The organism is bacterium, assembly GCA_035559435.1.
Classification (GTDB): Bacteria; Zixibacteria; MSB-5A5; order WJJR01; family WJJR01; genus JACQFV01.
In genome coordinates this window covers 12414-37226 of the sequence record DATMBC010000024.1, presented here as the reverse complement: position 1 = coordinate 37226, position 24813 = coordinate 12414, and the positions used below count along the sequence as shown (strand labels likewise).

The 24813-nt window shown below is 62.9% G+C and carries 25 protein-coding genes and 1 tRNA gene; 16 read left to right on the top strand and 10 right to left on the bottom strand.

Annotated elements, in window-relative coordinates; translation table 11 throughout:
• Positions 1-55 precede the first annotated feature (55 nt).
• Positions 56-490: an Rrf2 family transcriptional regulator gene (locus VNN55_02815; protein ID HWO56478.1), complete on the bottom strand. Its 435-nt coding sequence runs from the start codon at positions 488-490 to the stop codon at positions 56-58.
• 233 nt (positions 491-723) lie between these two features.
• Here VNN55_02815 and VNN55_02810 point away from each other — a divergent pair, with 233 nt between their 5' ends.
• The 3 genes from VNN55_02810 (at position 724) to VNN55_02800 (ending at position 2933) form a co-directional block, all read left to right on the top strand.
• Positions 724-1485 (top strand): hypothetical protein, encoded by a 762-nt coding sequence (locus VNN55_02810; GenBank protein HWO56477.1) that lies wholly within the window; start codon positions 724-726, stop codon positions 1483-1485.
• A 163-nt stretch (positions 1486-1648) separates the two neighbouring features.
• On the top strand, positions 1649-2389 hold the full coding sequence (locus tag VNN55_02805; protein HWO56476.1) for a phosphatase PAP2 family protein: 741 nt from the start codon (positions 1649-1651) through the stop codon (positions 2387-2389).
• Positions 2390-2504: 115 nt separating this feature from the next.
• Positions 2505-2933 (top strand): OsmC family protein, encoded by a 429-nt coding sequence (locus VNN55_02800; protein ID HWO56475.1) that lies wholly within the window; start codon positions 2505-2507, stop codon positions 2931-2933.
• Between the two features lie 60 nt (positions 2934-2993).
• On the opposite strand, the gene VNN55_02795 is transcribed toward VNN55_02800, so the two are convergent.
• The 3 genes from VNN55_02795 to VNN55_02785 all read right to left on the bottom strand — a co-directional run bounded on the left by VNN55_02795 (position 2994) and on the right by VNN55_02785 (position 5944).
• The gene (locus VNN55_02795; GenBank protein HWO56474.1) at positions 2994-4256 is read right to left on the bottom strand and encodes a glycosyltransferase family 2 protein; all 1263 of its coding nucleotides are present in this window, start codon (positions 4254-4256) and stop codon (positions 2994-2996) included.
• On the bottom strand, positions 4253-5470 hold the full coding sequence (locus VNN55_02790; GenBank protein HWO56473.1) for a glycosyl transferase: 1218 nt from the start codon (positions 5468-5470) through the stop codon (positions 4253-4255). Before VNN55_02790 ends, VNN55_02795 begins: the two co-directional genes overlap by 4 nt.
• Positions 5471-5587: 117 nt before the next feature.
• Entirely contained in the window at positions 5588-5944 is a 357-nt protein-coding gene (locus VNN55_02785) for an SWIB/MDM2 domain-containing protein (protein HWO56472.1), read from the bottom strand.
• A gap of 382 nt (positions 5945-6326) precedes the next feature.
• Between VNN55_02785 and rpe the strand changes: the two genes are divergently transcribed.
• Positions 6327-6971: a ribulose-phosphate 3-epimerase gene (rpe, locus tag VNN55_02780; protein HWO56471.1), complete on the top strand. Its 645-nt coding sequence runs from the start codon at positions 6327-6329 to the stop codon at positions 6969-6971.
• Positions 6972-7022: 51 nt separating this feature from the next.
• Here the strand turns inward: rpe and VNN55_02775 are convergent, their stop codons facing one another.
• From VNN55_02775 to VNN55_02765, 3 genes are all read right to left on the bottom strand, one after another.
• A complete protein-coding gene (locus tag VNN55_02775) occupies positions 7023-8468 on the bottom strand; it encodes a carboxypeptidase-like regulatory domain-containing protein (GenBank protein ID HWO56470.1) in 1446 nt (481 codons plus the stop codon).
• Between the two features lie 121 nt (positions 8469-8589).
• A complete protein-coding gene (locus tag VNN55_02770) occupies positions 8590-9204 on the bottom strand; it encodes an FKBP-type peptidyl-prolyl cis-trans isomerase (GenBank protein ID HWO56469.1) in 615 nt (204 codons plus the stop codon).
• A gap of 115 nt (positions 9205-9319) precedes the next feature.
• Positions 9320-9883 carry an SRPBCC domain-containing protein gene (locus tag VNN55_02765; protein ID HWO56468.1) on the bottom strand — a complete coding sequence of 188 codons (564 nt, stop codon included), beginning with the start codon at positions 9881-9883 and terminating at the stop codon, positions 9320-9322.
• 170 nt (positions 9884-10053) lie between these two features.
• Between VNN55_02765 and VNN55_02760 the strand changes: the two genes are divergently transcribed.
• Both VNN55_02760 and VNN55_02755 read left to right on the top strand, forming a co-directional pair.
• Complete coding sequence (locus VNN55_02760; protein HWO56467.1) at positions 10054-11079, top strand: hypothetical protein; 1026 nt, start codon at positions 10054-10056, stop codon at positions 11077-11079.
• Between the two features lie 140 nt (positions 11080-11219).
• Positions 11220-12086, top strand: a complete 867-nt coding sequence (locus tag VNN55_02755) for an NmrA family NAD(P)-binding protein (protein HWO56466.1) — start codon at positions 11220-11222, stop codon at positions 12084-12086.
• A 64-nt stretch (positions 12087-12150) separates the two neighbouring features.
• On the opposite strand, the gene VNN55_02750 is transcribed toward VNN55_02755, so the two are convergent.
• Both VNN55_02750 and VNN55_02745 read right to left on the bottom strand, forming a co-directional pair.
• Entirely contained in the window at positions 12151-12486 is a 336-nt protein-coding gene (locus VNN55_02750; GenBank protein HWO56465.1) for a hypothetical protein, read from the bottom strand.
• Positions 12487-12685: 199 nt separating this feature from the next.
• Positions 12686-12757 (bottom strand) — tRNA-Lys (locus VNN55_02745).
• Positions 12758-12898: 141 nt separating this feature from the next.
• Between VNN55_02745 and lpdA the strand changes: the two genes are divergently transcribed.
• The 6 genes from lpdA to VNN55_02715 all read left to right on the top strand — a co-directional run bounded on the left by lpdA (position 12899) and on the right by VNN55_02715 (position 19994).
• Positions 12899-14317 carry a dihydrolipoyl dehydrogenase gene (lpdA, locus tag VNN55_02740; GenBank protein ID HWO56464.1) on the top strand — a complete coding sequence of 473 codons (1419 nt, stop codon included), beginning with the start codon at positions 12899-12901 and terminating at the stop codon, positions 14315-14317.
• A 427-nt stretch (positions 14318-14744) separates the two neighbouring features.
• Complete coding sequence (locus VNN55_02735; GenBank protein HWO56463.1) at positions 14745-15245, top strand: DinB family protein; 501 nt, start codon at positions 14745-14747, stop codon at positions 15243-15245.
• 66 nt (positions 15246-15311) lie between these two features.
• On the top strand, positions 15312-15899 hold the full coding sequence (locus VNN55_02730) for a DinB family protein (GenBank protein HWO56462.1): 588 nt from the start codon (positions 15312-15314) through the stop codon (positions 15897-15899).
• A 615-nt stretch (positions 15900-16514) separates the two neighbouring features.
• Positions 16515-17414 carry a tetratricopeptide repeat protein gene (locus VNN55_02725; protein HWO56461.1) on the top strand — a complete coding sequence of 300 codons (900 nt, stop codon included), beginning with the start codon at positions 16515-16517 and terminating at the stop codon, positions 17412-17414.
• Positions 17415-17588: 174 nt separating this feature from the next.
• Complete coding sequence (locus VNN55_02720; GenBank protein HWO56460.1) at positions 17589-18485, top strand: bifunctional methionine sulfoxide reductase B/A protein; 897 nt, start codon at positions 17589-17591, stop codon at positions 18483-18485.
• A 117-nt stretch (positions 18486-18602) separates the two neighbouring features.
• Complete coding sequence (locus tag VNN55_02715) at positions 18603-19994, top strand: MFS transporter (protein HWO56459.1); 1392 nt, start codon at positions 18603-18605, stop codon at positions 19992-19994.
• Between the two features lie 4 nt (positions 19995-19998).
• Here VNN55_02715 and VNN55_02710 read toward each other — a convergent pair whose 3' ends face one another.
• A complete protein-coding gene (locus VNN55_02710; protein ID HWO56458.1) occupies positions 19999-20919 on the bottom strand; it encodes a 5'-methylthioadenosine/S-adenosylhomocysteine nucleosidase in 921 nt (306 codons plus the stop codon).
• A gap of 139 nt (positions 20920-21058) precedes the next feature.
• Here VNN55_02710 and pdxS point away from each other — a divergent pair, with 139 nt between their 5' ends.
• From pdxS to ispG, 4 genes are all read left to right on the top strand, one after another.
• Positions 21059-21937: a pyridoxal 5'-phosphate synthase lyase subunit PdxS gene (gene pdxS, locus VNN55_02705; protein ID HWO56457.1), complete on the top strand. Its 879-nt coding sequence runs from the start codon at positions 21059-21061 to the stop codon at positions 21935-21937.
• An 18-nt stretch (positions 21938-21955) separates the two neighbouring features.
• Positions 21956-22642 carry a pyridoxal 5'-phosphate synthase glutaminase subunit PdxT gene (gene pdxT, locus VNN55_02700; GenBank protein HWO56456.1) on the top strand — a complete coding sequence of 229 codons (687 nt, stop codon included), beginning with the start codon at positions 21956-21958 and terminating at the stop codon, positions 22640-22642.
• Positions 22643-22728: 86 nt separating this feature from the next.
• Entirely contained in the window at positions 22729-23637 is a 909-nt protein-coding gene (gene lipA, locus VNN55_02695) for a lipoyl synthase (GenBank protein ID HWO56455.1), read from the top strand.
• Positions 23637-24794 (top strand): flavodoxin-dependent (E)-4-hydroxy-3-methylbut-2-enyl-diphosphate synthase, encoded by a 1158-nt coding sequence (ispG, locus tag VNN55_02690; GenBank protein HWO56454.1) that lies wholly within the window; start codon positions 23637-23639, stop codon positions 24792-24794. The genes lipA and ispG overlap by 1 nt, the downstream gene beginning before the upstream one ends.
• Positions 24795-24813: the final 19 nt, after the last annotated feature.

The following is a 24813-nucleotide window of genomic DNA, read 5'->3' as shown; positions in this document are numbered from 1 at the left end:
CAGTCGATCACGTCCGCAGGCAAGCAAAATTGCCGTCCGGCGCGATCCGATCACGTCAACTCACTGACGCCCACGCCTGCGATTTGTTGGCGACAAAATCCCGCAGGCTGACAGACTCCAGAAAACTGCGCAACTTCACATTCAATTGCTCCATCGGATGGATGATGTTGCAATTGTCATACTGCGGGCATCTGTATCCCTCACTGTCGAAACAAATTACGACATCCGACTGCCCCTCGATCACGTCAATCACCTGCGCGAGGCTGACCTCGGCCGGAACGCGGGCCATCGAGTAGCCCCCGTTTTTTCCCTGATGCGAACGCAGAAGCTGAGCGCTTTTCAACTCGTGGAAGATCTTGGCCAGCAACTTACCGGGAATCCGATACTGCTCGGCGACCTCGCGAACTGTCACGATCGTGCCGGGCGGCTGCGAGGCAATGTGAGCGATGCCGATGAGGGCATACTCCACTTTACGCGTGACATTGAACATGGCAGTCCACCTCCGCCCATCGGGCTTCATGGGCGGCTGATTCTTACCCACTTTCCCCGCAGATAGTCAAGCCGTTTCAGCCCCTTTGGGGTAGTTGTAACGCCATGAATGTCAAAGAGTCTTGCCCGGTGTGACCGTGCGGACGAGAAGGTTTGGCCCATTTGACAAATCTCGTGGTCGTGCATATACTTACCCCGGTTGCTGTTCTGGTCCTCTGGAGTTGTCCACACACTATGCTGTCACAAACCCGAAGAGTTTTTGTCATCCTGTTGTCCTGCTTGGTGATCGCGCTTGCCGTAAAGCCGGAATGCGTGTTTGGGCAGGACACCACCATCTTCATCGCCTTCCAAGACCGTCCCATCTATTTGGGTCAGACCGTGTCCATCCCGCTCTGGATCGCCAACTACACCCACCCGATCGCCGGCTATTCCGTCCTCTTCGCCTTCGACCGGCCGGGGCTTCTGGTTTTTGACGCCGGAACCGTGTCCGACTCGGCCGGAACACTGACCTCGGGGTGGGAATACTTCGAGGAGATCACCTACTCCCCGCAGAGCGCGCGCATTACCTCGATTGCCGATCTCAATCTCAACGGTCAACCCGGTCCGATCCCATCGCTGACCCTGGGTGAGACCCTCGTCTTTGTGCGCGCCCGTGTCCCCTGCAACGCCGACACGATTTCCGGAACGGTCGCTCACCTCGAAATCGAAGGGCTCGCCGAATTCTCCGACCCCCAGGGCAACCTCATTTTGCCGGTGTCCGCCACCCGGGGTACATTGACCCTGACCGACCCATTGCCCGGCGATCTGGATTATTCCGGCGCGCTGGATGTCATCGATGTCGTGCAGGCAGTGGGTTGCGCCTTTCGCGGCAGTTGTCCAACCGCCTGCGGCTCATCCCCGGCCGATCTGGACTGCAGCGGGGCGGTCGACGTGGTCGATGTGGTGGCCATGGTCGGCTATGTCTTCCGGGGGGCGGCCCTCCCCGTGTGCCCGTGAGCCGGAAATCAGAGTCAAAATCAACTGGAACTTACGGGACCGAATCTTCGTTTAACCACTGACATCATCTGCTGAAATGCGCATCGGAGGCCGGCGACACATACGCGCGTTCTGATTGAGCCTTGGCATCTTTGCCAGTCGACACCAAATCAAGGATGGGTAAATGCGCCGCCGGCTATCCTGCTGTTGCCTGATCGCAATATTGATTGTCCCGCTCGAATCATTCGGACAGACCCCTGAGTCCTTCTCGGCCCTCTCAGTGCATACGTCTGAGACCCGCGGCGCCTCCTGGGCCAAGCGCGTCTGGCGTTCCGAACTGACCCGTACGATTGTTGCCGGCGTGGCGCTCACACGGCTGGCGACCCACTTCGATTCGCGGGCCCGCCATGACATGACCTCACAGAACTGGCTGGAATTCGGCGGGGTCGATGTCGGCGACACTTATGGTGATGGAGCCCAACTGGTGGGCTTGTCGTTGGCGACGTGGGGACTGGGCGTCGTGACCGGCAAACCGGAATTACGCCAAAGCGGCCGCACAATGATCAAGGGTCTTGTCTTGGATGCCCTGTTGGTTGCTTCCCTCAAATCAGCCGTCGGCCGGTCGCGCCCCGATGGCTCCGACACCCGCTCATTTCCTTCCGGCCATACGTCCGGCGCCTTCACTATCTCCACCATCCTCGCCCGGCGGCATGGCTGGAAGATCGGCATTCCCGCGTTCGGTCTGGCGGCCTTCGCTGGAGTGGCTCGCATGGAGGATGACCGCCACTACCTCTCCGATGTCGTTGCCGGGGCGGCGTTGGGGATTGCCGTGGGCCAATTGGTCACCCCCAGGCCGCGCAGGGAAGAGGCCGGGTTGCATGTGGTCGCCGGCCCCACCAGGGTCGGGTTGAGGTTGAAATTCTGACTTGACCCGATTGCCTCAATCCCCGGCGATTGTCTACATTCCAACCACCGGTGGAACGTATCCTCAGGCAGAGGATCGGCCCGGTCGACGTTGTCTATCACGGAGGGAGATTCGCATGCCAGCTCGTGCCGCGTCCGCGGAATGGAAAGGAACGTTGAAGGAGGGCCACGGGATCATGAAGATGACCAGTGGCGCCTACGAAGGGCCCTATACCTTCGCCTCGCGCTTTGAGTCGGGGAAGGGCACCAACCCCGAAGAGCTGATCGCCGCCGCCCACTCCGGCTGTTTCTCCATGGCCCTTTCGGGCGCCCTGGAGCGCGCCGGCTTCAAGGCCACCAGCATTAAGACGACTGCCACCGTCCATTTGGACAAGCTGGGCGACGGAATGGGAATCGTCCGGATTGATCTGGATTGTGTGGCCCAAGTCCCCGGCATTGATCAGAACAAATTTCTCGAGACCGCCGAGGGCGCCAAGAAAGGATGCCCGATTTCCAAGGCGTTGGCCGCGGTCCCGGAAATCACCCTCAAAGCCAAGCTTGTCTGATCTGGCGGCGCAGAGGTTCGGCGGACGGGGCGCCTCGGCGCCCCGTTTTCCGTTGGGGCGCTACGTCAGGATCGGTTGCGGCCGCGCGGCGCTCCCCCAGAGTTCCAGCAGACGGTCCTTGCCACTCTCAAATGCCTCCGCCTGCGCCTCCACAACCTGCTCCGCCGCCTCCGAGGTCAAATCGCGGGTCTCGTTGATGAACGATGCCACGCGGGCGTTGTAAAGCGGGGTGGCGATCTCGAGGAGCTTGTAGCGATTGGCCGGCCACTGATGGAAGACGACCGCCAATTCGTAGAGCACTTCCACCCATTCGGCGATCTCGATGCGGAAGTCGGCATCCTCCCGCTGCGCCCAGCGGCGGATCGACTCGAATGTGTGCGCGCGGAAGACCTGCTGCCAGAGGACCCCGAACTTGTCGAGTCCCTCGCGGAAGGCGCGGCAGAGCGCGGCGTGATTGACTTCAATCGGCTCCGGTTCCTGCCCGCCCGCCTGCCCGAAGATCTCGGTCGGCTCCGAGCCGCGGACTGTCTTCCAGAACATCTCGTTCTGTTCCATCAGGGCAAAGAGCGTGTAGATCACCTGGCGGAACATCGGCCCGAGCGCCGCGGCCGGATCCTTGGCGTCATGGACTTTGACGCCCAGCCGTGCCTGGCAGACACGAAACCCCGTCACCAGCGCGCTGGTGGTCATCCAGATGTCGATGCCGAAACGGGCCACGTCGGTGTCCCAGACATCCTGCCGCATGTAGTAGCGGGCCAGCGGCCCGGAAAAGGCGAAGTCGCCGCCGATGGGCTGACGGATCCGCCACCCGTAGAGCGCCCGCGTGAGGCTGTAGACGACGTTGTTGGTGATCGTGCCGTCGTACTTGTACCGCGTGTAGATCGGCGCCACAAAGTCGTAGCCATGACCAATCACCGGCGTCAGAAGTCGCGGCACCCAGTCGTTGCTGATGGAGCGCAAATCGGAATCCACCACCATACAGGCGGCCGCGTCCAGACGGTCGGCCGCTTCGAAGATGGTGCGCAGCGCCGATCCCTTGCCGGGCAGCCCCCGGTAGATGGTCACGATCCGCTCCTGCCAGGGCAGACTGGCCGCCTCGCGTGCCAGTTCGCGCGAGTCGTCCGTTGATCCTCCGTCGGAGATGATGATCACCGACCGCTTGTCGGGGAAATGCTCGTGCAACCCCGAAGAGACCATTCGCACCACGTGACCGATGGTCTCTTGATTGTTGTAGCAGGGGATGCCGGCAACGATGTCGGCGCGGTCGATCTGCTCCAGCCGGCGCACCAGCCAGGGACGCAGCGAGGTGTCGTATTTGGTCATGGTCTGCCCGCGTTGTCCTCCGCGACCGCCGCCAGCAACCGGTCGCCGAAATCGGGCAGCGCCGCAAAGACCCGGTTCCAGTTGGGTATCTGCGGCGCCCCGAGGGGATCGTCTTCCATCAGCTCACCCGCCTGACGAATCGCGTCGGTGAACATCTCGACCGACTGCCCCTCCGTGTGCCGGTCATACTCCAATCCATTGATCATGGCGTCGCCGTGATAACGCACCGTCATATCCTGCGCGATGCGGCGATAGGTGGCCCGCAGCGAGTTGAAAAAGCCCTTCGAATAGATGACATCCTCGGTCGCCAGCGTGGCAAACAGGCAGCAGGCGATGTCCACCGCCATCTTGTGCAGGCCTCCGCCGGCATCCTCCAGGGAAAGCTCCTGGTGTTTGTGGTCGTAATTCTCGCAGAGCTCGGCCTGACAGATGCGTTTGCGCGAGCAGTTGCGGTAGATCTCGGACAGCATGCCGATCTCCAGCCCCCAGTCCGATGGAATCCGCGCCAACCGCGCCAGGTTGGTCATCATCGAAAACTCCCCGGCCAGGGGATAACGAAAACTGTCGAAGTACTCGAGGCTGGGGCGCGGCCCCACCATGATCGTCAACGCGCGCAGTAGCGGCGTGACGAACAGCCGCGTCACCCGCCCGTGCATCCGGTTGGTCACCCGCGCGTAGTATCCTTTGCAAAACTCGAAGTCCAGCTGCAGCGAGACGACCGGATAGATGAGCCGCGCCAACAGCTCGCGGGTGTAGGTGGTGATGTCGCAGTCATGCAGGGCGATCACATCGCTGTTTCCCTCGGCGATGATGTAGCCGTAGGCCAGCCAGGCCTGCTTGCCCTTGCCGTCCGGTCCCGGCGGCAGCCCGGCGGCGGCGATGAGGTCGATCAGCGCCTGCAGGCGAGGACCGTGGAACCACATCACGGTGGTCTTCTGAGGCAGGACCGAGAAGTACTCGCGCGCGTGGCGGTACTCCTCGGCGGAGCACGGTCCGAGAGATACGACAATTTCCCGCAGGTACCGCGCCCCTTTCAATTCCTCGACGATGTTGCGCAGGGCCGGCTGCGACAGTTCGGAGAACAGCGACGGGAGCACCAGCGTGACCCCGCGTTGTCGGGTGATGGACTCCAGCTCGCGCTCCATGCGGGGCAGGTCGGTCACGCCCAGCCGGTGAAACGTGGCGATCACGCCGCCTTGGTAGAAATCTCCCATCGGAGGTCCTCCCTTCTTAATTTATACGGGAGGCGGAGGCCGACGGCGGGCGTGCGGATTGAAAAAAGCCCCGGATTCCGTGCGGAATCCGGGGCTTCACTCGCGGTGCGCGGCGGACTACTTCAGATGCTTGGAGACCAGTTTGGTCATCTCAAACATCGAGACCTGCGAACGGCCGCCGAAGATGGTGCGCAGCGCCGAGTCGGCGTTGATCATCGTGCGCTTCTTGGCATCCTGCAGGCCGTTCTTCTTGATGTAGGCCCACAGCTTCTTGGTGACCTCGGTGCGCGGCATCGGCTTCATGCCGATCACGGCGCCGAGGGCCTCCGATGGCTGCATCGGCTTCATGAATGCCGCATTCGGCTTGCGGGCGGTTTTCTTTTTCGGGGCCGCCTTCTTCGCCGTCTTCTTGCGCGGGGCCGCTTTCTTGGCGGTCTTCTTCGTCTTCTTCGCCGCCTTCTTGGCCTTCTTCATTGGCATACCTGCCTCCGTGTGAGTGGTGGTTTGAACGCTGACAACGGGAACACGCTTGATATTTGCGATGCGATCGACTCTCGTCCCTGCGTTGCCGACCGCTTCTTTCCCTCTGAAATCCCTCGCTCTCCAGAGGCGTTTCCCTCTGAATTCGCGTGTACCATGAAGCAGACTCCGAGGGTGCGCAAGCAGAAAATCGCATTTTCCCCTATGAGAACGCGATTTTTTCATAGGAGACCGTCGCCCCCGGATCGGCGGGACGCCTTGGGGGTACCCCCCGCCGACGGGCGATCCGCCCCCATGGTCACCCCGGATCGCCCGCTTCGGACTGGCAATTCCCCCGGGAAAATCCCAGATTAGCCCTGCGACAGGGGGTACCTCGATGGTGAAAATCGCCGCATCCGTGCTGGCCTGCGACTGGACACGTCTGGCCGAAGACACCCGCGCCGTGGTCGCCGCCGGGGCCGACTGGCTGCATCTCGATATTATGGACGGTCATTTTGTGCCCAATATCTCCTTTGGTCCCGACATTGCCGGCGCCTTCCACCGGGTCACCGACACCTTCCTCGATGTCCACCTGATGCTCTCCGACCCGGGGCGCTATGCCGATGCCTTCATTGCAAATGGGGCCCATTCGATCACTTTCCACATTGAGGCGGTCCCCGACCCCAAACCGTTGATTGCCCGCCTGCGCGACAAGGGCATCGGCGTCGGGCTCACGCTCAACCCCGACACCCCCCTGGAGCGGGTCACCCCCTACCTGGGGGAGGTCGACCTGATTCTCATCATGTCGGTGTTTCCGGGGTTCGGCGGCCAGAAGTACATCGAGAGCTCCACCGCACGGATCGCCGCCCTCCGATCCGCGATCGATGCCGGGGGGCATAAGTGCCTTCTGGAGGTCGACGGCGGCGTCAATCTGACCACCTGCCGGACGGTCGTCGACGCCGGCGCCGATGTCCTGGTGGTCGGCTCCGGCCTGTTTGGGACGAAGAATTATGCCGAAACCATTCGGAGACTGCGGTCCTGAACCGCCGGCCCCTCCGTGCCGCGCCCTGCTATTGCTCCCGTCGACGCTGCCTTAATCCAGCGGGAAAATCTCGAGAATGGCTTTGTTTGTGTAGGCCACGTACAGTCTGCCAGTCTGTGAATTGACGGCAAACGCGCGCGGGTCCAGAGCCGGGGTTTCGATGAATCGTGTCCCGAAATGCCGAATCCTGGCCAAGGTCTGAAGCGAACGCTCCTCGACCGACTCGCGCGACGATTGTGGACGGGACGGATCAGAGACCAAGGTGTACCAGGTGCCGCGGGCATCATTGATGGCCAGGTGATGGTTTCCTGAAGTCAGCGTCAGACTCGGCTCCACCAACGAGCCGGAAAACGAACTGGCGCCCGACTGGTACCCGAGCATCCCGAACGACGGGCTGGCCGCCACCCCGCGCTCGCCGCGGAATGCCCAGAGCAGCGGACGGTACCCCGCCTGGCCGGTGCTCATTGCGATCTTGCGCACTCCCGGAATCGGCGCGGTCAGGTTGGCGGTCCGGTCGAACGTCCCCCAATAGTTCAGGTCAATGGCCACGATCACTGTGTCGTTGTAATTGGCCACCAGCAATTCCGACGTGGCCGGATCGATGGCCAGCCCGTAAGGCCAGTTCACCGACGCGCCGACCAGACTGCTGTCGAAGCCGAATCGTCCATCCAGCGCCCAGTTGTCGGCGTCGGTAAAATCGCCGCTCTCGACGTTCAGGCAATACACTTGCCCGTCGAAGCTGAACAGCCCCGGACGGGTCTGATGCGACACAAACACGTCGCCACCGCCCGGCGCCACCGCCAGATGCCCCCCGACCTGCACGGGCTCGCTCGAGTAGTAGATGTCGCTGCGGTGCTCCGCCATGGTGGCGATATTCCAGAACCGCAGGTAGTAGCCATCGCCCGTTTTGAAACAATTGAAAACCACCACATCGCCTGTGACAAACGCGAGGTCGTAGACATTGGCCAGATCGGCAAACTCGACGGCGCCGACCGCGCCGGTCGCCAGATCGATGACGGCTAGGGCCGGCCTGGGACGCACCGCCGTGTCATAGAGGAGGACGCCGCGGTTGGACGCCTCGTCAATCTCCATGCGCGCCGCGCCGGCGTAGGGCAGGGGGATGCAGTCGCCGCCGGCGTCGACGCGCAGCGTCACATCCCTGGTCAGGGTGTCGTTCTTGACCACGGTCACCGTCAACTGAGTGTCGGCCAGGCAGGTGCCCGGCGTCAATGCCAGCGTCATCGTCCGCACCGGCACATCATCGAAACCAAACCGTCCATCGGCGCCGGTGGTCACCGTCTCGAGGTAATCCCCGCCCGACAGACGCACCGTCACACCCTCCGCCGGCTGCAACGACGCCGACAGCGATGAAGGCAGGTAGACCGTTCCATCGACACGGCCAAAGTTGTCCGATCCGTTGTCGTCGTCGCTGCAGCCGGCAACCGTCAGCGCGATCGCGACAATCGTCATGGTGATCATCCGCAGGGAGTGTTTCATCAATTGTCCTGCCAATCTCCTCTTGGGGGTATCCGCATCATGCAAGTTGATACAAAGATAACATACAAACCGCCCCGCGCCAACCGGCGCGGGGCGGCATTATTCGACCCGGTTCTCCGGCCTATTGGCCTGATGCAGGTTTCTGCACGCCCAGGAGTTCGACATCAAAGATCAACGTCGCATTGGGCGGAATCACGGCGGCGGCGCCGGTTGCGCCATACCCCAGCGTCGGCGGGATGATGAGCAGACGGCGTCCCCCCACCCTCATGGAGGCGATGCCCTCATCCCACCCCTTGATGACCCGGCCCATGCCCAGCGGGAACATGAACGCCTGGCCACGGTCGCGGGAAGAGTCGAACTTCTTCCCGTCGGTCAGCCATCCGGTGTAATGCGCCTGCACCAGGTCGCCGGCCTGGGGCAGTTCGCCGTCACCCACCTTCATATCAATGTACTTCAGCCCCGAGGGAGTGGTCACGGTGTCGCCCGTCACCTGAGGGATCGGGGTGTCAACGGGCGTCGGCGGGGGCTGCATCGCCTCCCCGCTCCTGGTCTCCTGCCGCTGGGCTGCTTCCCCCGGCTGTTCGCAGCCGTTGGCGTCCACCTGGCACCCCGGCGGCGAATTCGGGCACTTGTCCTTGCTGTCGGGTACACCGTCACCATCGCCATCCATCGACTTGTTGCCGCATCCGGAGATCAACACAAATGCCGCCAACATCAAGACTGCCTTGAATCGCATGTATCGACCCTCCCGCTGGAATCTTGCATCCTGGAGCAATGCCCCGATTCGCCCCTGTGGCGGGGGCCATGATACGGTTTCTGCCTGGGGTGGTAAACCACAAGTTTCGTGCGGCTCAGATGTTCACCAGGTGAAGCTGCCGCGTGCGCGCCCGGTCGACTTCGCGCAGGTCCGGTCCGCCTTCGGCCACGGACTTTAGATTGGTGAGGAAGAAGGCCCAGGCGACACGGCACCCCATGTGCATCTCCCAGCGGCCATGTGGCGTGTCGGGGATGCCCCACTGCCGCAGGTTTACCTCGCACCAGGGGCCCTGTTTGCGGATGGCGATCTCCACCTCCATCCGGTCGCCGAAGGTGAAACGGATTCGGGTCGGCGGACGCACCTCGAGGATCCACCCCTCGCCGCTCAACCCGCCGTCGTAATACCACTCCCACAAGTACCGATCCTTGGCACGGCAGGCCTCGTTCTCGGCGCGGGACTCATCGGTCGGGAAAGGGGGAAGCTTCACTTTTCCCGCTTTGGGTGGCGGCCCGGCTGATGGCGCAAACTCGGCATTTCGCAGGAACCACTTGCTCAGCCCGCTGGCGGTGCTCAGCAGTGTGAAGATCTCATCCGGACGGGCCTTGATGAAGATTCCCAGTTCGAATTGCGTCCAATCATGTTGCTTGCCCTTGGCCATTATCCCTCCCGGTACCCGTCGATGGGTCAGGATCGTATCGGAAATGCCGATAACAGTCAAGAGGTTAGGCGGATGCGCCCGCGATGGAACGCCCCACCGTCTGGTGGGTTGCGGCGTATAACGGAGTGCCGGTCGCTGCAATAGTGCCCGCCCAACCCGGAGTCGCCCCAATGACGAAATCGCTCAAACTCGCCGCCCTTGCTGTCTTCTGCCTCGTTGCGACGCAGGCCCACGCTCTGTTTCCCAACCTGATGAACTATCAGGGACGTCTCGACGATGCCAACGGCGTGCCGCTGGCCGACGGCAATTACAGTGTCACCTTCCGTCTTTATGATGCCGCCGCCGGCGGGGCATTGCTCTGGCAGGAGACTCAGACGGTGGCTACCGTCGACGGAGTCTTCTCCGTGATGCTGGGTGCGCAGGACACGATTCCGCAGTCGGTCTTCTATGCCGACAGCACCTATCTCGAGATTCAGCCGTCCGGGTCCGACCCGGTGCTGCCGCGCTCGCTCCTGTCAGTGGTGCCCTATGCCTGGCGCGCTCGCAACGCCGACCAGGTGGGCGGGTTCGATGCGGCGCAGGTGGAGGAATCGGCCGAAATTCTGGCAGCCATCGCCGCCCATGCCGCCGTCGCCGATGCCCACCACGACAAGACCATTGATGCTTCCGAGCTGTCCATCGGCACGCTGGCGGAAAGCCGTCTGCCGCAGGGGGCCATCGACTCCAGCGAGATCGAAGTCGAGTCGATCGGGGCCACCCGCCTGATCGATGAGCCGGGCATCGCCCACGCCTATACAACCTCCGTGCTTTTGTCTTCGACGCTCACGCAGGTTGATTCGGTGACCGTCATTGTCCCCAAGGCCGGATGGATTCTGGTCATGGCCAGCGGGTATTTCATCCGCGACCACACCCTCGGCTCGGGCAATTGCGCCGCCACCGTCTCGCTTTCGACCTCACGCACCACCCACAGCAGCGGGAACTCCGCCAAGTTCTCCGTGGTCTCATCGCTGCCCTCCGGCGCCTATGTGAACAACTTCAATGTCACCCGGGTCCTGCAGGTCAACGCCGGCGCCACCAAAGTCTACCTGTTGGGCGATGCGGTGACCGGCAACCCGTTTCCGCGGGTGGAGAACATCAACTTAAACGCCGTCTATTTCCCCACCGCCTACGGCAACATCGAGAACCTGGCCCAGTAGCGCGGGCCCCCGCAGTTTCAGGCGGCGCCGACTTGCGTCGCCTTTTTTTATCCCCTTTTTTGTGGTACGTGCGAACAAAACCGGACGCAGTCGGGTTTGGTGCAGGCAGACCTTATGACCAATCAAGGAGAGGACGACGAATGAAAGTTCTGGTCATTGGCGGTACCGGCACGGTGGGCAAACAGGTGGTGCGCGATCTGCAGGCGGCGGGCGTCGAAGTCGCCCTTGTCACGCGGGATGAGGCCAAGGCGCAGTCCATCCACCCCAACGTCCATGTCCACAAAGGCAGCACCCTCGATCAGGCGTTTGTGCGCAGCGTTTTCAAGGGTTACGACACCGTCTTCATGCTCAATCCCTCCTCGCAGACCGAGACCCATGAGGGGTTGATGGCAGTCAATGGCGCGCGCCTCTGCGGCGTCCGTCGGTTCGTTTACATGTCGGTGCAGGAAGCCGACAGCGCCCAGTATCTGCCCCACTTCGGCGCCAAGGTGCCCATCGAGAATGTCGTCAAGACCTCCGGCATGGAATGGACGATCCTGCGGCCAAACAACTTCCATCAGAACGAACAGTGGTTCAAGTCGGCCATCCTCGATTATGGAGTCTACCCGCAGCCGCTTGGCGACGTTGGCCTCCATCGCGTCGATGTGCGCGACATCTCCGCCGTGGCCGTCATCGCGCTGACCACCGGCCGTCTGAACGGCCAAATGCTCAATCTCGTCGGGCCCGAGGTGTGGACGGGGCCGGCGACCGCCGAGCTCTGGACCCGGCTTCTGGGCAAGCCGATCCGCTACATCGGTCATGACATGGACGCCTGGGAAGTGATGTTCCGCCAGTGGGTCCCCGACTGGCTGGTCTTCGACTGGCGCATGATGTACGAGTATTTCCAGGAGCACGGCCTGAAGGGCACGCCGCAGGACATCGAGCGTCTGACCAAGATTCTCGGACGCCCGCTGATCCGGTTTGAGGATTACGCCAAAGAGACCGCGAAGGCTTGGACCAGTCAGTGAGCGCGTCATGGAAAAGGGCCCTCGCAACGGAGGGCCCTTTTCGCCGGGGCGCTGGTAATGGGGCCTACTTGCAGTTGGTTTGCGCTGAACCTGATTGGGCGCGCACATGCGCGCGGATCTGATCGACGTCCTTGCAGAACTGGTCGTAATCCGACTGATACCCGTTGATGCAGGCGCTCCCGCCCGCTGTGGACTTGGCGTATTTGTTCGGGATCGCTCTCGGCGCCATCTGCACCGCCTTCAATGTCTCCCATCCCACGCGCAGCGAGTTGTCGGGGAGGGGCTTCATGAACGACAGGAGAATTCCCAGGGGTGCTTCAATCTCGCGGCAGACCTGTTGGCGTCCGGCGCTGGGCGCCTGCGCGTTGACCCTGGCATCGAAGAGTACCACAAAGGTCAACCACGGTGCCCACCACGGAAAAGCGTTCCTGCACGACATCCCCCTTGCAGCTTGACGCTTGTGAGTGATCGCGCGATTGGCGCCGCGCCGGCGACGCCACGCCTGGCGCTGCCGTAAAGCAGAGTAAATCACTCCGCTTTGTCAAGGCCTACTTGTGGCAGGGATTCAGGTCGCGCAACGTGGAGAAGATCGTCCGAAGTGAGGGTGGCAGGGATCGAACCTGCGACCACCTGCTTAAAAGGCAGATGCTCTACCACTGAGCTACACCCCCAGGCGCCGGAATTATACGCATCATTTTCGTCCTGAGTCAAACGCATCCGCTTGTTCCGCTTCCCCGCCGCCTTGACAAGCACAATTCCGCCCCGTTCTTTCCGTTCCTGGCTTTGTCACCTGGGACCGAAAGGACTTCGCAATGGATTACGATGTCTGTGTCATTGGCGCCGGGCCGGGCGGGTATGTGGCCGCCATCCGCGCCGCGCAACTGAAGCTGAAGACCTGCGTGATCGAGCGTGCCAAGGCCGGCGGCATCTGCACCAACTGGGGCTGCATACCGTCGAAGGCGCTGCTTCATGGCGCCGGGATCATGCACACGCTCAAGCATGCCAAGGACTACGGCATCACCATCAACGGCGACATCAAAGTCGATTTTGCCCAGCTGCGCGCCAAGAAGGACCGGGTCATTGGACGATTGGTCGGTGGGGTCGAACTTCTCTTGAAGAAAAACGGCGTCGACTGGGTGGGCGGCGAGGCCGTCTTTGTGAACGCCAACGAAGTCAGCGTCAAGCTGAAGGATGGCGGCACACGCGCCATCAAGGCGAAGAACTTCATCATTGCCACCGGGGCGCGTCCGATCGAACTGCCGCACCTGAAACCCGATGGCCAGAGCATCCTCACCTATGTCGAGGCGTTGGAGATCGATGGCCCGCCCAGGGACTTTGTGGTCATCGGCGGCGGCGCGATCGGGCTCGAAATGGCCGAAGTCTATGCCGCCTTCGGTTCGCAGGTCACCGTGGTTGAGATGATGCCGACCCTCCTGCCCGGCTTCGATGCCGACCTGACCAAGGCGGCCGCCGACATCATGCGCAAGGCGGGCATCAAGGCATTGACCGCAACCAAAGTCGCCTCGGCGCAAAAGGGCAAGGATGGCCGCTGGAATCTGGCATTGGAGTCAGCCGATGCCGGCGCCGCCGGCAAGCAGGGGGACACCCTCGTCGCCGACAAGGTGCTGGTCTCGATCGGCCTGCGCCCCAATTCCGAGAACCTCGGCCTCGAAAAGGCGGGGGTCAAACTCGATCAGAAGGGCTTCATTATTGTCGATGAGACCATGCGCACCAGCGCCCGCAACATCTACGCCATCGGCGACATCGTCGGCAAGAAACTGCTGGCCCACAAGGCCTCGCGCGAGGGGCACATCGCCGCCGAAAACATCGCCGGACACAACGTCGCGATGGACTACCGTGCGCTGCCGGGCACGGTCTTCACCCATCCCGAAATCGCCACCGTCGGACTCAGCGAGGAAGAGGCGAAGAAGGCCGGGCATGATGTGGCCGTCGGCAAGTTCCCGGTGTCGGTCCTCGGACGCTCGGTGGCCACCACCACCAACGAGGGGCTGGTCAAGATCGTCGCCGACAGGAAGACCGACCGCATCCTCGGCGTGCACATCGTCGCGCCGACCGCCGGCGACCTGATCGCCGAGGCGGCGCTGGCCATCGAAATGGATGCCACCCCCGAAGACCTCGCCGCCACCATCCATGTCCACCCGACCTTCAGCGAAGCGACCATGGAAGCGGCGGCGGACGTCCACGGCGCGGCAGTGCATGTGGCGAAGTGAGGGTATCAAAAGCCACAGGTGGCCCTGACCTCGGTCAGGGCTTGCATAGGACTCTCTCGATCCAGATCTCTGCTATCAACCAGTCCGCGCCCGAAGAAATGATTGACCCGCCCGCTCCGTATTATTCAAATTCAAAGCGTAGACTTTCGGAGCCGGGTGCCCCACCGCTTGCGGTGGGAATCGTTGACATGCAAATGATCTGACTCACGGCAAGCTCTGGGGTATCAATCCTGCTCACGTTCTCACAAAGTGATACATTACCGCGTCGTGTCGCGCGAGATTCTTCATGGCACTGCATCCGCGCCGCTACTCCTGCGACCCTGCTTGGACCGGCCGGGTGTCCATGACCCTGGTCAGCAGTCGTAGGTTGGGTGCTGCCAGCCGTGGTTGCTCGCTCTGGCGCGCGACGGAATAGGAGACTTCGAACATGGCCATCATGAACGGCATCATCGCCGAATTGCAGCAGGAAGCGAAGACCACCCGTCGCGTGCTTGAGCGTCTGCCCGATGAGCACTGGGACTGGAAACCGCATGAGAAATCGATGCCGCTGGGGAAGCTGGCGCATCATGTGGCGACCATTCCCGGATTCTTTTCGGAAGCGGCGTTGGCGGACTCGTTTGATGTGGTCAATTTCAAGCGCGTGGAATCGGCCAATCGCGCCGAAGTGCTGCAGCGACACGATCAGGGCCTGGCCGCGGCGGTCGAGAACCTTGGCCGCATCGATGACGATCTCGCCATGGGCATGTGGAGTTTCCTGCGCGAGGGCAAACCGATGCTGACGATGCCCCGCGTCGCGCTGATTCGCGGACTGCTCATGAACCATTGGATTCATCACCGCGGCGTGCTGAGCGTGTATCTTCGTCTGCTGGATGTGGCGGTTCCGCCCATCTATGGGCCCAGCGCCGACGAGAATCCCTTTGCCCGTTGAGTTAAAGCGGTGGTTGCAAAGATCGCACCCACCCTACATCGGCACGCTATAGCGAGAGGTTTCCGAATGCCCGACATCACCCGTCCGCCGCTCACCCCGACGCCGGGGTTCAAGTCCAAAGAGGCCGGATCGTTCTTTGCCCAGATGGAAGACCAGACCAAACGTCTGCTGGATGCCATCGCCGACATCACCCCGGAGGAACTGGAATGGCAGCCGGCGCCGAGGATGAACTCCATCGGCATGCTGCTGGCTCATCTGGCGGGGTCCGAAGTCGGCTGGGCGCTGCGTGGATTCGAGGGTTATCAGGCAACCAATCTCGATGAGTTCATCAGGCGCATCGAGGAGCTCGGTTTTCCCGATGATGGCAACGGGTTCCAGCACGGGGATGGCCCGCCGGAATATCAGAGGGGCAAGGACCTCGCCTTTTTCGTCGGCCGCCTCAACCGCGCCCGCGCCTACTGGCGCGATGCCACCGCGAAGATCACCGACGAGGAGATGGGCCAGGACATTCGCGAGCTGGTCTGGGATGGCACCTACCGGATCTACACACCCCGCTGGGTGATGCACCACATCCACCTGCATGGCCCCCACCATGGCGGCCAGATTCTGTTGCTGCGGCACCTGTACCGCGATCGAAATCGGCAACCCGCCTGACGACGACGCTGTGTGGGGCGCTGATGGGCGAATTGGCATTGATCCGCCCTCACCCGATTCTTCGGCCTTCGGCCTGCGAATCGACCGCTCCCTCTACGGGAGAGGTGAACTCTTGTCTGTGGGTGATGGTCACAGTCGCGTATCGTTGGAGCGGAGGACGCCTTCCTGCGGGCTTCTTGTGCTTGATTTTGGCGTTGGTCAGGCCCTCACCCGATTCTTCGGCCTTCGGACTGCGAATCGACCTCTCCCAGCGATACTTGACTGAGGCAGCCAGACACGGTCTCTAGCAGGTTGCTAAAAAGTCAGTTCCGACGTAAGAAGTGGCAAATGTCATGCTGAGCGAAGCGACGCATCTGTTGCTATCACCTATGTGCCAGAAAAGCAAACCCTTCGCTCCGCTCAGGGTGACAATGCGAGATTCCGGGTTTTTCAGCAACCTGCTGGTTCACCTCTCCCTTAGAGGGAGAGGTCGTCCCGTCGCGCTGCGGCGGGACGGGTGAGGGCCGTCGGCTTGCATGCATTCTTGCGCCTTGAATCCGGCCCAATTCTGCCGCTATGTTCCGGACGATGCGCATTGCCAAGTCACTGCTTGCCATTTGTGGGGTTGTCATCGCCATGTCTTCTGCCGCCGCCTTGCCGGACTTTGATTCGCTCTGGGACTACTCCAAACCCGCCGAGACCGAGACGCAGTTCCGCGCGCTGTTGCCGGCGGCGGAGCAGTCCGGCGATTCCGTCTATCTCGCCGAACTGCAAACCCAGATTGCGCGCACCCTCTCGCTCCAGCAGAAATTTGCCGAGGCGCACGCCCTGCTCGATGAGGTGGAGGCAAAGACCGCCCGCGCACTCGACAGCGCATCCTGGGAACGGGTGCATGTTCGCTGTCTGTTGGAGCGGGGACGCACATTCAATTCGGCCAAGGAGAAGGAGAAAGCGCTCCCGCTTTTTGTGGAGGCCTGGGAGCGGGCGCGCGCGGCCGGGCTGGACGGCCACGCCGTCGATGCTGCGCACATGGCGGCGATCGCCGCGCCTGCCCCGGAGGTCATGACCTGGAATCAGAAGGCGCTGGCGCTGGCGGAACACTCCGCCGATCCGAAAGCGCGGCGCTGGCGCGCATCGCTTTACAACAACATTGGCTGGGATTATTTCGGACGCGGCGACTACGATTCCGCGCTCGTCGTCTTCGAAAAGGCGGTCGACGCACGCGTCGAACAGAAGCAGCCGGTCGAGACGCGATTTGCCCGCTGGTGTGTGGCCAAGACACGGCGCCTGCTGGGTCAGGCCGACACCGCCTTTGCCCTCCAGCAGCAACTCGAGCGCGAAACCGTCGCCGCCGGCGACGACCCGGATGGGTTCATTGACGAGGAATTGGGCGAATGCCTGCTGGCGCTGGGACGCGAGGATGAGGCGCGTCCGCACTTTGCCCGCGCCTATGAATTGCTGCACAACGATCCCTGGCTTTCGCGTGATGAACCCGAGCGCCTCCGGCGGATGAAGACGCTCGGCCGGGTGCCATGAGACAGCCGAATTTGCCCGGAACACGTCCGATTTTGCCGCGGTTCTGAGGGGTGCGCCGGGCGGTATCCCCGCGGCGCGGAGGCAGGCGGCATGGCAACACGCAGAATTGGGCTGACGGTCGGCTTGATCGCCATCCTGGTCGTCTTGTTCAAGGCGTTTGTTTCCTCACCCGATATGCGGGCCGTCGAACCGACGGCCGGCAAGGAGACTGGTGTGAAGCTCAATCCCCTCACCGCCGAGGAGCGGCGCGTGATCGTCAACAAGGGCACCGAGATGCCCTTCACCGGCGAATTCTACAAGCACAAGGAAACGGGCACCTATGTGTGCAGGCAGTGCGATGCCCCGCTTTACCGCTCCGCCGACAAGTTCGATTCCGGCTGCGGCTGGCCCAGTTTCGATGATGAGATTCCCGGCGCGGTCAAACGCACCGTCGACGCCGATGGCCTGCGCACCGAGATCACCTGCGCCCGTTGCGGCGGCCATCTCGGCCACGTCTTCGAAGGCGAGGGCTTCACGCCCAAGGACACGCGGCACTGCGTCAACTCGATCTCGCTGAAGTTTATTCCCGCGTCGGCGACCGCCGAAGTGAAGACCGAGAAGGCCTACTTCGCCGGCGGTTGCTTCTGGGGGACCGAATACCTGCTGCAGCAGGCGCCGGGCGTGCTTTCCACCCGCGTCGGCTACATGGGCGGTCACACACCGAACCCGACCTATGGCGAAGTCTGCGACCATGGCACCGGCCACGCCGAAGCGGTCGAAGTGGTCTTCGATCCCGCCAAGACCTCATTCGAGACGCTCGCCAAGCTGTTCTTTGAAATCCATGACCCCACTCAGGTGGACCGTCAGGGGCCGGACATCGGCGACCAGTACCGTTCCGAAGTTTTCTATCTCGATGAGGCCCAGAAAGCGACCACCGAGAAACTCATCGGCGTCCTCAAGGACAAGGGCTACAAGGTCGCCACCAAGCTCTCCCCGGCGCGCGAATTCTGGGAGGCCGAGGATTATCACCAGGACTACTACGTCAAAACCGGCAAGACGCCATACTGCCACATCTACACCAGGCGCTTCTGACCGCTTGGTCCCGAATTTCCGCAGGGCGGATCGTCTTCGATCCGCCTTGTTTGATTCTGACGTTCCCATCGGGATACGGCTTGAGCGCTTTGGTGGCGCATTCGATCTTTGCCGGCGATGAATGCCCCGGTCGATCAGTCCACGCGGCGCGCGGTTCTGGCGGTTGCGGTGCTGGCCTCGTTTGTGACTCCGTTCATGGGCTCGGCGGTCAACGTCGCCTTGCCGACCATCGGGCGCGATTTCGCGCTGGATGCGATCTTTCTCAGCTGGATTTCGACCTCCTACCTCCTCTCGGCGGTGGTCTGCCTGCTGCCGTTCGGGAGACTGGCCGACATCCACGGTCGTCGGCGCATCTTCCTCCTCGGACAGACACTGTTTGCGGTTTCGTCGGTCATGTCGGCGTTGGCGGTCAACGGCGCGCTGCTGATCGTCGCGCGGCTGGTCCAGGGCGTCGGCGGGGCGATGATCTTCGGCACCGGCGTGGCGGTGGTGACCTCGGTTTTTCCCGCTGGTGAACGCGGAGCAGCCCTCGGCTTCACGGTGGCGGCGGTCTACGTCGGGTTGTCGCTGGGACCGGTGGTCGGCGGCGTGCTCACCCACAACCTCGGCTGGCGCAGCATTTTCTGGCTCAATGCCGTGTTGGGGGTCGCGCTGGTTGCGCTCACGCGCTGGAAACTTACACAGGAATTCGCCGGCGCCCGCGGCGACCGGTTCGACTGGATCGGGTCGGGCATCTATGCGTCCGCGATGATCTGCCTCACCTACGGCATGGCCTCGCTGCCGGGCGTCCATGGCGCCGCGTTGCTGGCGGTGGCGGTCGTGGCGTTGATCGCCTTTGTCCTCTGGGAGCAGCGCTGTGCCTTCCCCATTCTCGACGTTGGGTTGTTCCGCGATAACATCGTCTTCGCGTTCTCCAACCTCGCCGCGCTGCTCAACTACAGCGCGACCTTCGCCGTCGGCTTCTTCCTCAGTCTGTATCTGCAGTATGTGCTCGGCTTGAATGCCCAGCACGCCGGCGCGATCTTGCTGGCGCAGCCGATCCTGATGGCGATCCTCTCGCCGTTTGCCGGTCGCCGTTCCGACCGGATCGAGCCGCGGGTGGTCGCCTCGCTTGGCATGCTCTTCACCGTGATCGGGCTGGTGATGCTGATCTTTCTGGGGAAGGGAACGTCCACGGCTTACGTGGTGATCGCGCTGGCCCTTCTCGGCATCGGCTTCGGCCTGTTTTCATCGCCCAACACCAACGCGATCATGGGCTCGGTCGAGCGGCGTTCATATGGGGTCGCGGCGGCGCTGGTGGGGACCATGCGTCTGATCGGGCAGACGCTCAGCATGGGGGTGGCAACGATGATCTTCTCGGTCTTCGTCGGCCATGCCCGGATCACGGCGGAGAACCAGGAGGCCTTCCTGACCGCGTTGCGCACCGCCTTCACGATCTTCGCCGTCGCCTGCCTTGCCGGCGTCTTCATTTCCCTGGCGCGGGGCCGCCTGCACAACTCGACGGTCTGATTGCCTACTCTTCCGACGGCGTCAGGAACTGCTCGATCACCAGCGCGACGTTGTGCGCGGCCACCGCGAAGAAGTCCACAAGCCGCGCCTGGGCCTGTGGCGAGGTCGATTCGCCGGCCGGCGCGGCGCAGGCGCGCAACACCGCCACCGGCACGCCCGCGGCGTAAGCGGTCTGCACCACCGCCGCCGATTCGGTATCGGTGATCTGCGCCTTCAGTTGCTTGAACAGTTGCTCGCGTTTGGCCTTGTGGTCGAGAAAGGCGCTTCCGGAAATGCCGATGCCGCCGCGGTGGATTTCCGGCAGACGCCGTCCGACCGCGCGCAATCGAAACGCCGCGGCGTTGGCCGCCTCGCCCAGCCGATCATAGTAGCCGCGATCGACCGGGATCTCCAGCATCCGGTCGAAGCCGGCCGAGTCGGCAAAGCCCACTGTCACCGAGTCGGTCAGAAACCCCTGCTCCCCCCAGTAGCCGTGATCGAAGGTGATGTAACTTTCCGGGATGACCAGATCGCCGATCTGATGCGCCGGGTTGATGGCGGAGGCAATGCCGCAAAAAACGATGCCGGACGGACGATAGCGGTCGATGAGAAACTGCGTGGTGGCCGCGGCGTTGGCCATCCCCACGCCGCTGTTGGCCAGGACAACCGGTCCGCTCTTGGCGGTCACCAGGAAAATCTCGCGTCCCGCCCAGACCGTATCCGACTGCGGCACGGTTTTCTGCTTCAGTTCGGCGCCGATCGGCGAGTAGGAACAGAGAATGACAATCGGACGCGGCGCTGGTTTGGGCGGGGCTGCCGCTGTGGAGTCGACTGCGGCAGTCTTGGTTTTTTCCTTCTCGCAGCCGCTAAGGACCATCAGGGTAACGAGAAACATCGCCGCCACCGTGATTGATCCGAATCGGTCAAATTTGCGTATCATGGTCATGGCGGACCTCCATTGCGGCGGCGAACTCGTTGATTTTCGGGCACTTTCGGGCTAAATTGGTTGTTTGGACTGGACAGTGGTCCTGTCCCGACACGCAGCCCGGGCATCCGGGCCGCATTGGTGGACTAAGGAGCATTCAATGAACGCTGAGGACAAACGCAAAATCAAAATCGGACTGGCCGAGATGCTCAAAGGCGGGGTCATCATGGATGTCACCAACGCCCAGCAGGCACGGATTGCCGAGGAGGCCGGCGCGGTGGCGGTCATGGCCCTCGAACGTGTCCCCGCCGATATCCGCGCCCAGGGCGGTGTGGCCCGCATGGCCGACCCCACCAAGATCATCGAGATCAAGGAAGCCGTCTCGATCCCGGTCATGGCCAAATGCCGGATCGGCCACTTTGTCGAGGCGCAGATTCTCGAGGCCCTCGAAGTCGACTTCATCGACGAGTCCGAGGTTCTCACCCCGGCCGACGAGGCCTTCCATGTCAACAAGGACCTCTTCAAGATCCCCTTTGTCTGCGGTTGCCGCGATCTGGGCGAGGCGTTGCGGCGCATCGGCGAGGGCGCGGCGATGCTGCGCACCAAGGGCGAAGCCGGCACCGGCAATATCGTCGAGGCGGTCCGTCACATGCGCGCCGTGCAGGACGGCATTCGCCGTCTGACCGTGTTGCCCAAGGAAGAGCTGATGGTCGAGGCCAAAAAACTCGGAGCGCCCTACGACCTTGTTTGCTGGGTTGCCGAGCACGGCAAACTCCCCGTGCCGAATTTCGCCGCCGGCGGCGTGGCGACACCCGCCGACGCCGCGTTGATGATGCAGTTGGGCGCCGAGTCGGTCTTTGTCGGCTCGGGGATCTTCAAGTCCGATGATCCCGCGCCGCGCGCCCGCGCCATCGTGCTGGCCGTCACGCACTACAACGATCCCCGCAAGCTGGCCGAGGTTTCCCGCGGATTGGGCGAAGCGATGCGGGGCCTGGAAATCTCCTCGATCCCCGAGGAGCAGCTCCTGCAGGTGCGGTAGAGGAACGGGGCAGGACGCGTGAATCCACTGACCGCCACCGATCGTGCCGTCGACGCCGCCGCCAGGGCCGCGGCGCACCCGACGGAACTGGCCGCCGCCGATCCGCTCGCGCTGCGTGTCGGGGTGCTCGCCGTGCAGGGCGACTACGCCCGGCACCGCCAGATGATCAGCGCGTTGGGCTTCACCGCCGTCGAAGTGCGCACCGTGGAACAACTCCGCCAGGTGCACTGCCTGATCATGCCCGGCGGTGAATCAACGACGATGCGCAAACTGCTCAAACTGGGTGGGCTCTGGGACGCGATACCCGAATTCGCCCGCTTGCATGCGATCATGGGCACATGCGCCGGGTTGATCCTGCTGGGGCATGCAATCATCCACGGCCGCCCCGATGAGGACACGCTCGATCTGATCGACATCGACAGCGACCGCAACGCCTACGGCAGCCAATTTCACTCCTTCCGCCAGACGGGGGAGGTCGATATCGATGGCGCCGCGCGGCCGCTGGAGATGGTCTTTATCCGCGCGCCCCGTATCGCCCGCATCGGCCCGCGTGTGGAAGTGCTCGGTCGGCTCGGCGATGAACCGACCCTGGTGCGGCAGGGAAACATCCTGGCTTTGACCTTTCATCCGGAGATGACCGAGAGCGCCGCGGTGCATTCGTATTTTCTGAACCGGGTGGCCGCGCCGGCGCTGGCGCGGCGCTAACCGCAACGACGCGAAGCGGTTCGAGGGCCCCTCCGTGCCGCCGAATTCCTTCGCGCTAATGCCACAATTTCCGTACTCTATTTCCGATGACCCTTCCACTTGCCCCAACGGTCTCGCACGGCGCGCCCAAGCCGGCGTGGCTGAAGACCCGTGCGGTGTTCACGCCGGAGTATATCAAGGTCAAGGGCGCCCTGCGCGAGAACCGTCTGCATTCGGTCTGCGAAGAGGCCAACTGCCCCAACATTCGCGAATGTTTCTCGCATGGGACCGCCACCTTCATGATCCTGGGCAACATCTGCACCCGCGGGTGTCGTTTCTGCGATGTCATCAAGGGGAAGCCCCTGGGCTACGACCTCGATGAGCCGCGGCGTCTTGCTGAGGGGGTGGCGCAGATGGGGCTGCGCCAGGTGGTGATCACCTCGGTCAATCGCGACGACCTGCCCGATGGCGGCTCCTGGGTCTATGCGGAGACCATCCGTATTCTGCGCGAGCGTGATCCGAAGGTGCGCATCGAGGTGCTTGTTCCCGATTTCGACGGCAACTTCGACGCGCTCGAGACCGTTCTGACCGCCGGCCCCGATGTGCTCAACCACAACGTCGAGACCGTGCCGCGCCTCTACCCGACCGTCCGTCCGCGCGCGCAACTGGATCGTTCACTCGAGATATTAAAGCGCTCAGCTTCGCGTCTCTCGCCGCCGATAGTCAAGTCAGGAATCATGGTCGGTCTGGGCGAAACCACCGCTGAACTCCACGATGTCATGCGCCAAATCGTGGCGGCCGGATGCCAGATTCTGACCATCGGTCAATACCTGTCGCCGTCGGCCGAACATCTCCCGGTGGCGCGGTACTACGAGCCGTGGGAGTACGAAGAATTGAAGCGCTACGGCGAAGACGAAATCGGCTTTTCCCATGTGGAGGCCGGGCCGTTGGTGCGGTCCTCGTATCATGCCTTCGACCAGGTGCAGAAGATGGAAGCGCGAATGGGGTCTGCCTGATGCCCATCAAAGAACTGCCGATCGTGTCCGATGCCGCTGCGAGCGCCCCGCCGGCGCCAATGTGGGGCGTGCAACCCCGCCACCGCACTCGCCGGGTGATGGTCGGGGGCGTGCCGGTCGGCGGCGATGCGCCGATCGCGGTGCAGTCGATGTGCGACACCGACACGCGCGATGTCGCGGCGACCGTGGCGCAGATCCTTGAGATGGAGGCGGCCGGCTGTGAGATCGTGCGCGTCGCCGTCCCCGATGAGGAAGCCGGCGAGGCCATCGCGAAGATTCGGCCGCAGATCCACATCCCCTTGGTCGCCGACATTCACTTCGACTGGCGGCTGGCGATTCTGGCCGCGCAGCGCGGCGCCGACAAGCTGCGCATCAACCCCGGCAACATCGGCGGGCGCCAGAAGATCGCCGAGGTTGTCCGGTGCGCCAAAGACCATGGCCTGCCGATCCGCGTCGGCGTCAACCAGGGCTCGATCGAAAAGGACCTGCTCGACAAGTACGGCGGCAACAACCCCGAATCTCTGGTCGAATCGGTGCTGCGCAACGTCGCAATCCTCGCCGAGCACGACTTCCACGACATCATTCTCTCGCTGAAGTCCTCCAATCCCGGCGAGGCGATCCACGCCTACCGTCTGGTCGCGCAACGCTGCGACTATCCCCTCCATCTTGGCGTGACCGAGGCGGGTCCGGTGAAGACCGGATCGCTGAAATCGGCGGTGGCGCTGGGCACGCTGTTGGCCGAGGGGATCGGCGACACAATCCGTGTCTCGCTCACCGGCCCGAAAGCCGAGGAGATGGAGGCCTGTTACGGCATCCTGCAGGCGCTGGGCCTGCGACGTCGCGGACCGGAGTTGGTCTCCTGTCCCTCCTGCGGCCGCATCGAAATCGATCTCATGTCGCTGGTGGAGGAAGTGCAGCAGACTCTCAAACGGGTGACGTCCCCGGTCAAAGTTGCGGTGATGGGGTGCGTGGTCAACGGCCCCGGCGAAGCCCGCGACGCCGACTGGGGCATCTTCGGCGGCAAGGGTGTCTACCTGCTGACCCGCCACGGCGAGATTGTCGAACGCTTCACCGATCGCGAAGCGGCCAAGGCGGCGCTCACACGGGTCTTATTGGACGGCGAGCACGTACAGACGCTCGCGGTCCCGGTATCCTAGGCGACTGGCCTTCTACGAA

Bases quoted from the DNA above. Each gene is read 5' to 3' on its own strand.
- VNN55_02815 (HWO56478.1), bottom strand. From the start codon at position 490: ATGTTCAATGTCACGCGTAAAGTGGAGTATGCCCTCATCGGCATCGCT.
- VNN55_02810 (HWO56477.1), top strand. From the start codon at position 724: ATGCTGTCACAAACCCGAAGAGTTTTTGTCATCCTGTTGTCCTGCTTG.
- VNN55_02805 (HWO56476.1), top strand. From the start codon at position 1,649: ATGCGCCGCCGGCTATCCTGCTGTTGCCTGATCGCAATATTGATTGTC.
- VNN55_02800 (HWO56475.1), top strand. From the start codon at position 2,505: ATGCCAGCTCGTGCCGCGTCCGCGGAATGGAAAGGAACGTTGAAGGAG.
- VNN55_02795 (HWO56474.1), bottom strand. From the start codon at position 4,256: ATGACCAAATACGACACCTCGCTGCGTCCCTGGCTGGTGCGCCGGCTG.
- VNN55_02790 (HWO56473.1), bottom strand. From the start codon at position 5,470: ATGGGAGATTTCTACCAAGGCGGCGTGATCGCCACGTTTCACCGGCTG.
- VNN55_02785 (HWO56472.1), bottom strand. From the start codon at position 5,944: ATGAAGAAGGCCAAGAAGGCGGCGAAGAAGACGAAGAAGACCGCCAAG.
- rpe (HWO56471.1), top strand. From the start codon at position 6,327: ATGGTGAAAATCGCCGCATCCGTGCTGGCCTGCGACTGGACACGTCTG.
- VNN55_02775 (HWO56470.1), bottom strand. From the start codon at position 8,468: ATGAAACACTCCCTGCGGATGATCACCATGACGATTGTCGCGATCGCG.
- VNN55_02770 (HWO56469.1), bottom strand. From the start codon at position 9,204: ATGCGATTCAAGGCAGTCTTGATGTTGGCGGCATTTGTGTTGATCTCC.
- VNN55_02765 (HWO56468.1), bottom strand. From the start codon at position 9,883: ATGGCCAAGGGCAAGCAACATGATTGGACGCAATTCGAACTGGGAATC.
- VNN55_02760 (HWO56467.1), top strand. From the start codon at position 10,054: ATGACGAAATCGCTCAAACTCGCCGCCCTTGCTGTCTTCTGCCTCGTT.
- VNN55_02755 (HWO56466.1), top strand. From the start codon at position 11,220: ATGAAAGTTCTGGTCATTGGCGGTACCGGCACGGTGGGCAAACAGGTG.
- lpdA (HWO56464.1), top strand. From the start codon at position 12,899: ATGGATTACGATGTCTGTGTCATTGGCGCCGGGCCGGGCGGGTATGTG.
- VNN55_02735 (HWO56463.1), top strand. From the start codon at position 14,745: ATGGCCATCATGAACGGCATCATCGCCGAATTGCAGCAGGAAGCGAAG.
- VNN55_02730 (HWO56462.1), top strand. From the start codon at position 15,312: ATGCCCGACATCACCCGTCCGCCGCTCACCCCGACGCCGGGGTTCAAG.
- VNN55_02725 (HWO56461.1), top strand. From the start codon at position 16,515: ATGTCTTCTGCCGCCGCCTTGCCGGACTTTGATTCGCTCTGGGACTAC.
- VNN55_02720 (HWO56460.1), top strand. From the start codon at position 17,589: ATGCGGGCCGTCGAACCGACGGCCGGCAAGGAGACTGGTGTGAAGCTC.
- VNN55_02715 (HWO56459.1), top strand. From the start codon at position 18,603: ATGAATGCCCCGGTCGATCAGTCCACGCGGCGCGCGGTTCTGGCGGTT.
- VNN55_02710 (HWO56458.1), bottom strand. From the start codon at position 20,919: ATGACCATGATACGCAAATTTGACCGATTCGGATCAATCACGGTGGCG.
- pdxS (HWO56457.1), top strand. From the start codon at position 21,059: ATGAACGCTGAGGACAAACGCAAAATCAAAATCGGACTGGCCGAGATG.
- lipA (HWO56455.1), top strand. From the start codon at position 22,729: ATGACCCTTCCACTTGCCCCAACGGTCTCGCACGGCGCGCCCAAGCCG.
- ispG (HWO56454.1), top strand. From the start codon at position 23,637: ATGCCCATCAAAGAACTGCCGATCGTGTCCGATGCCGCTGCGAGCGCC.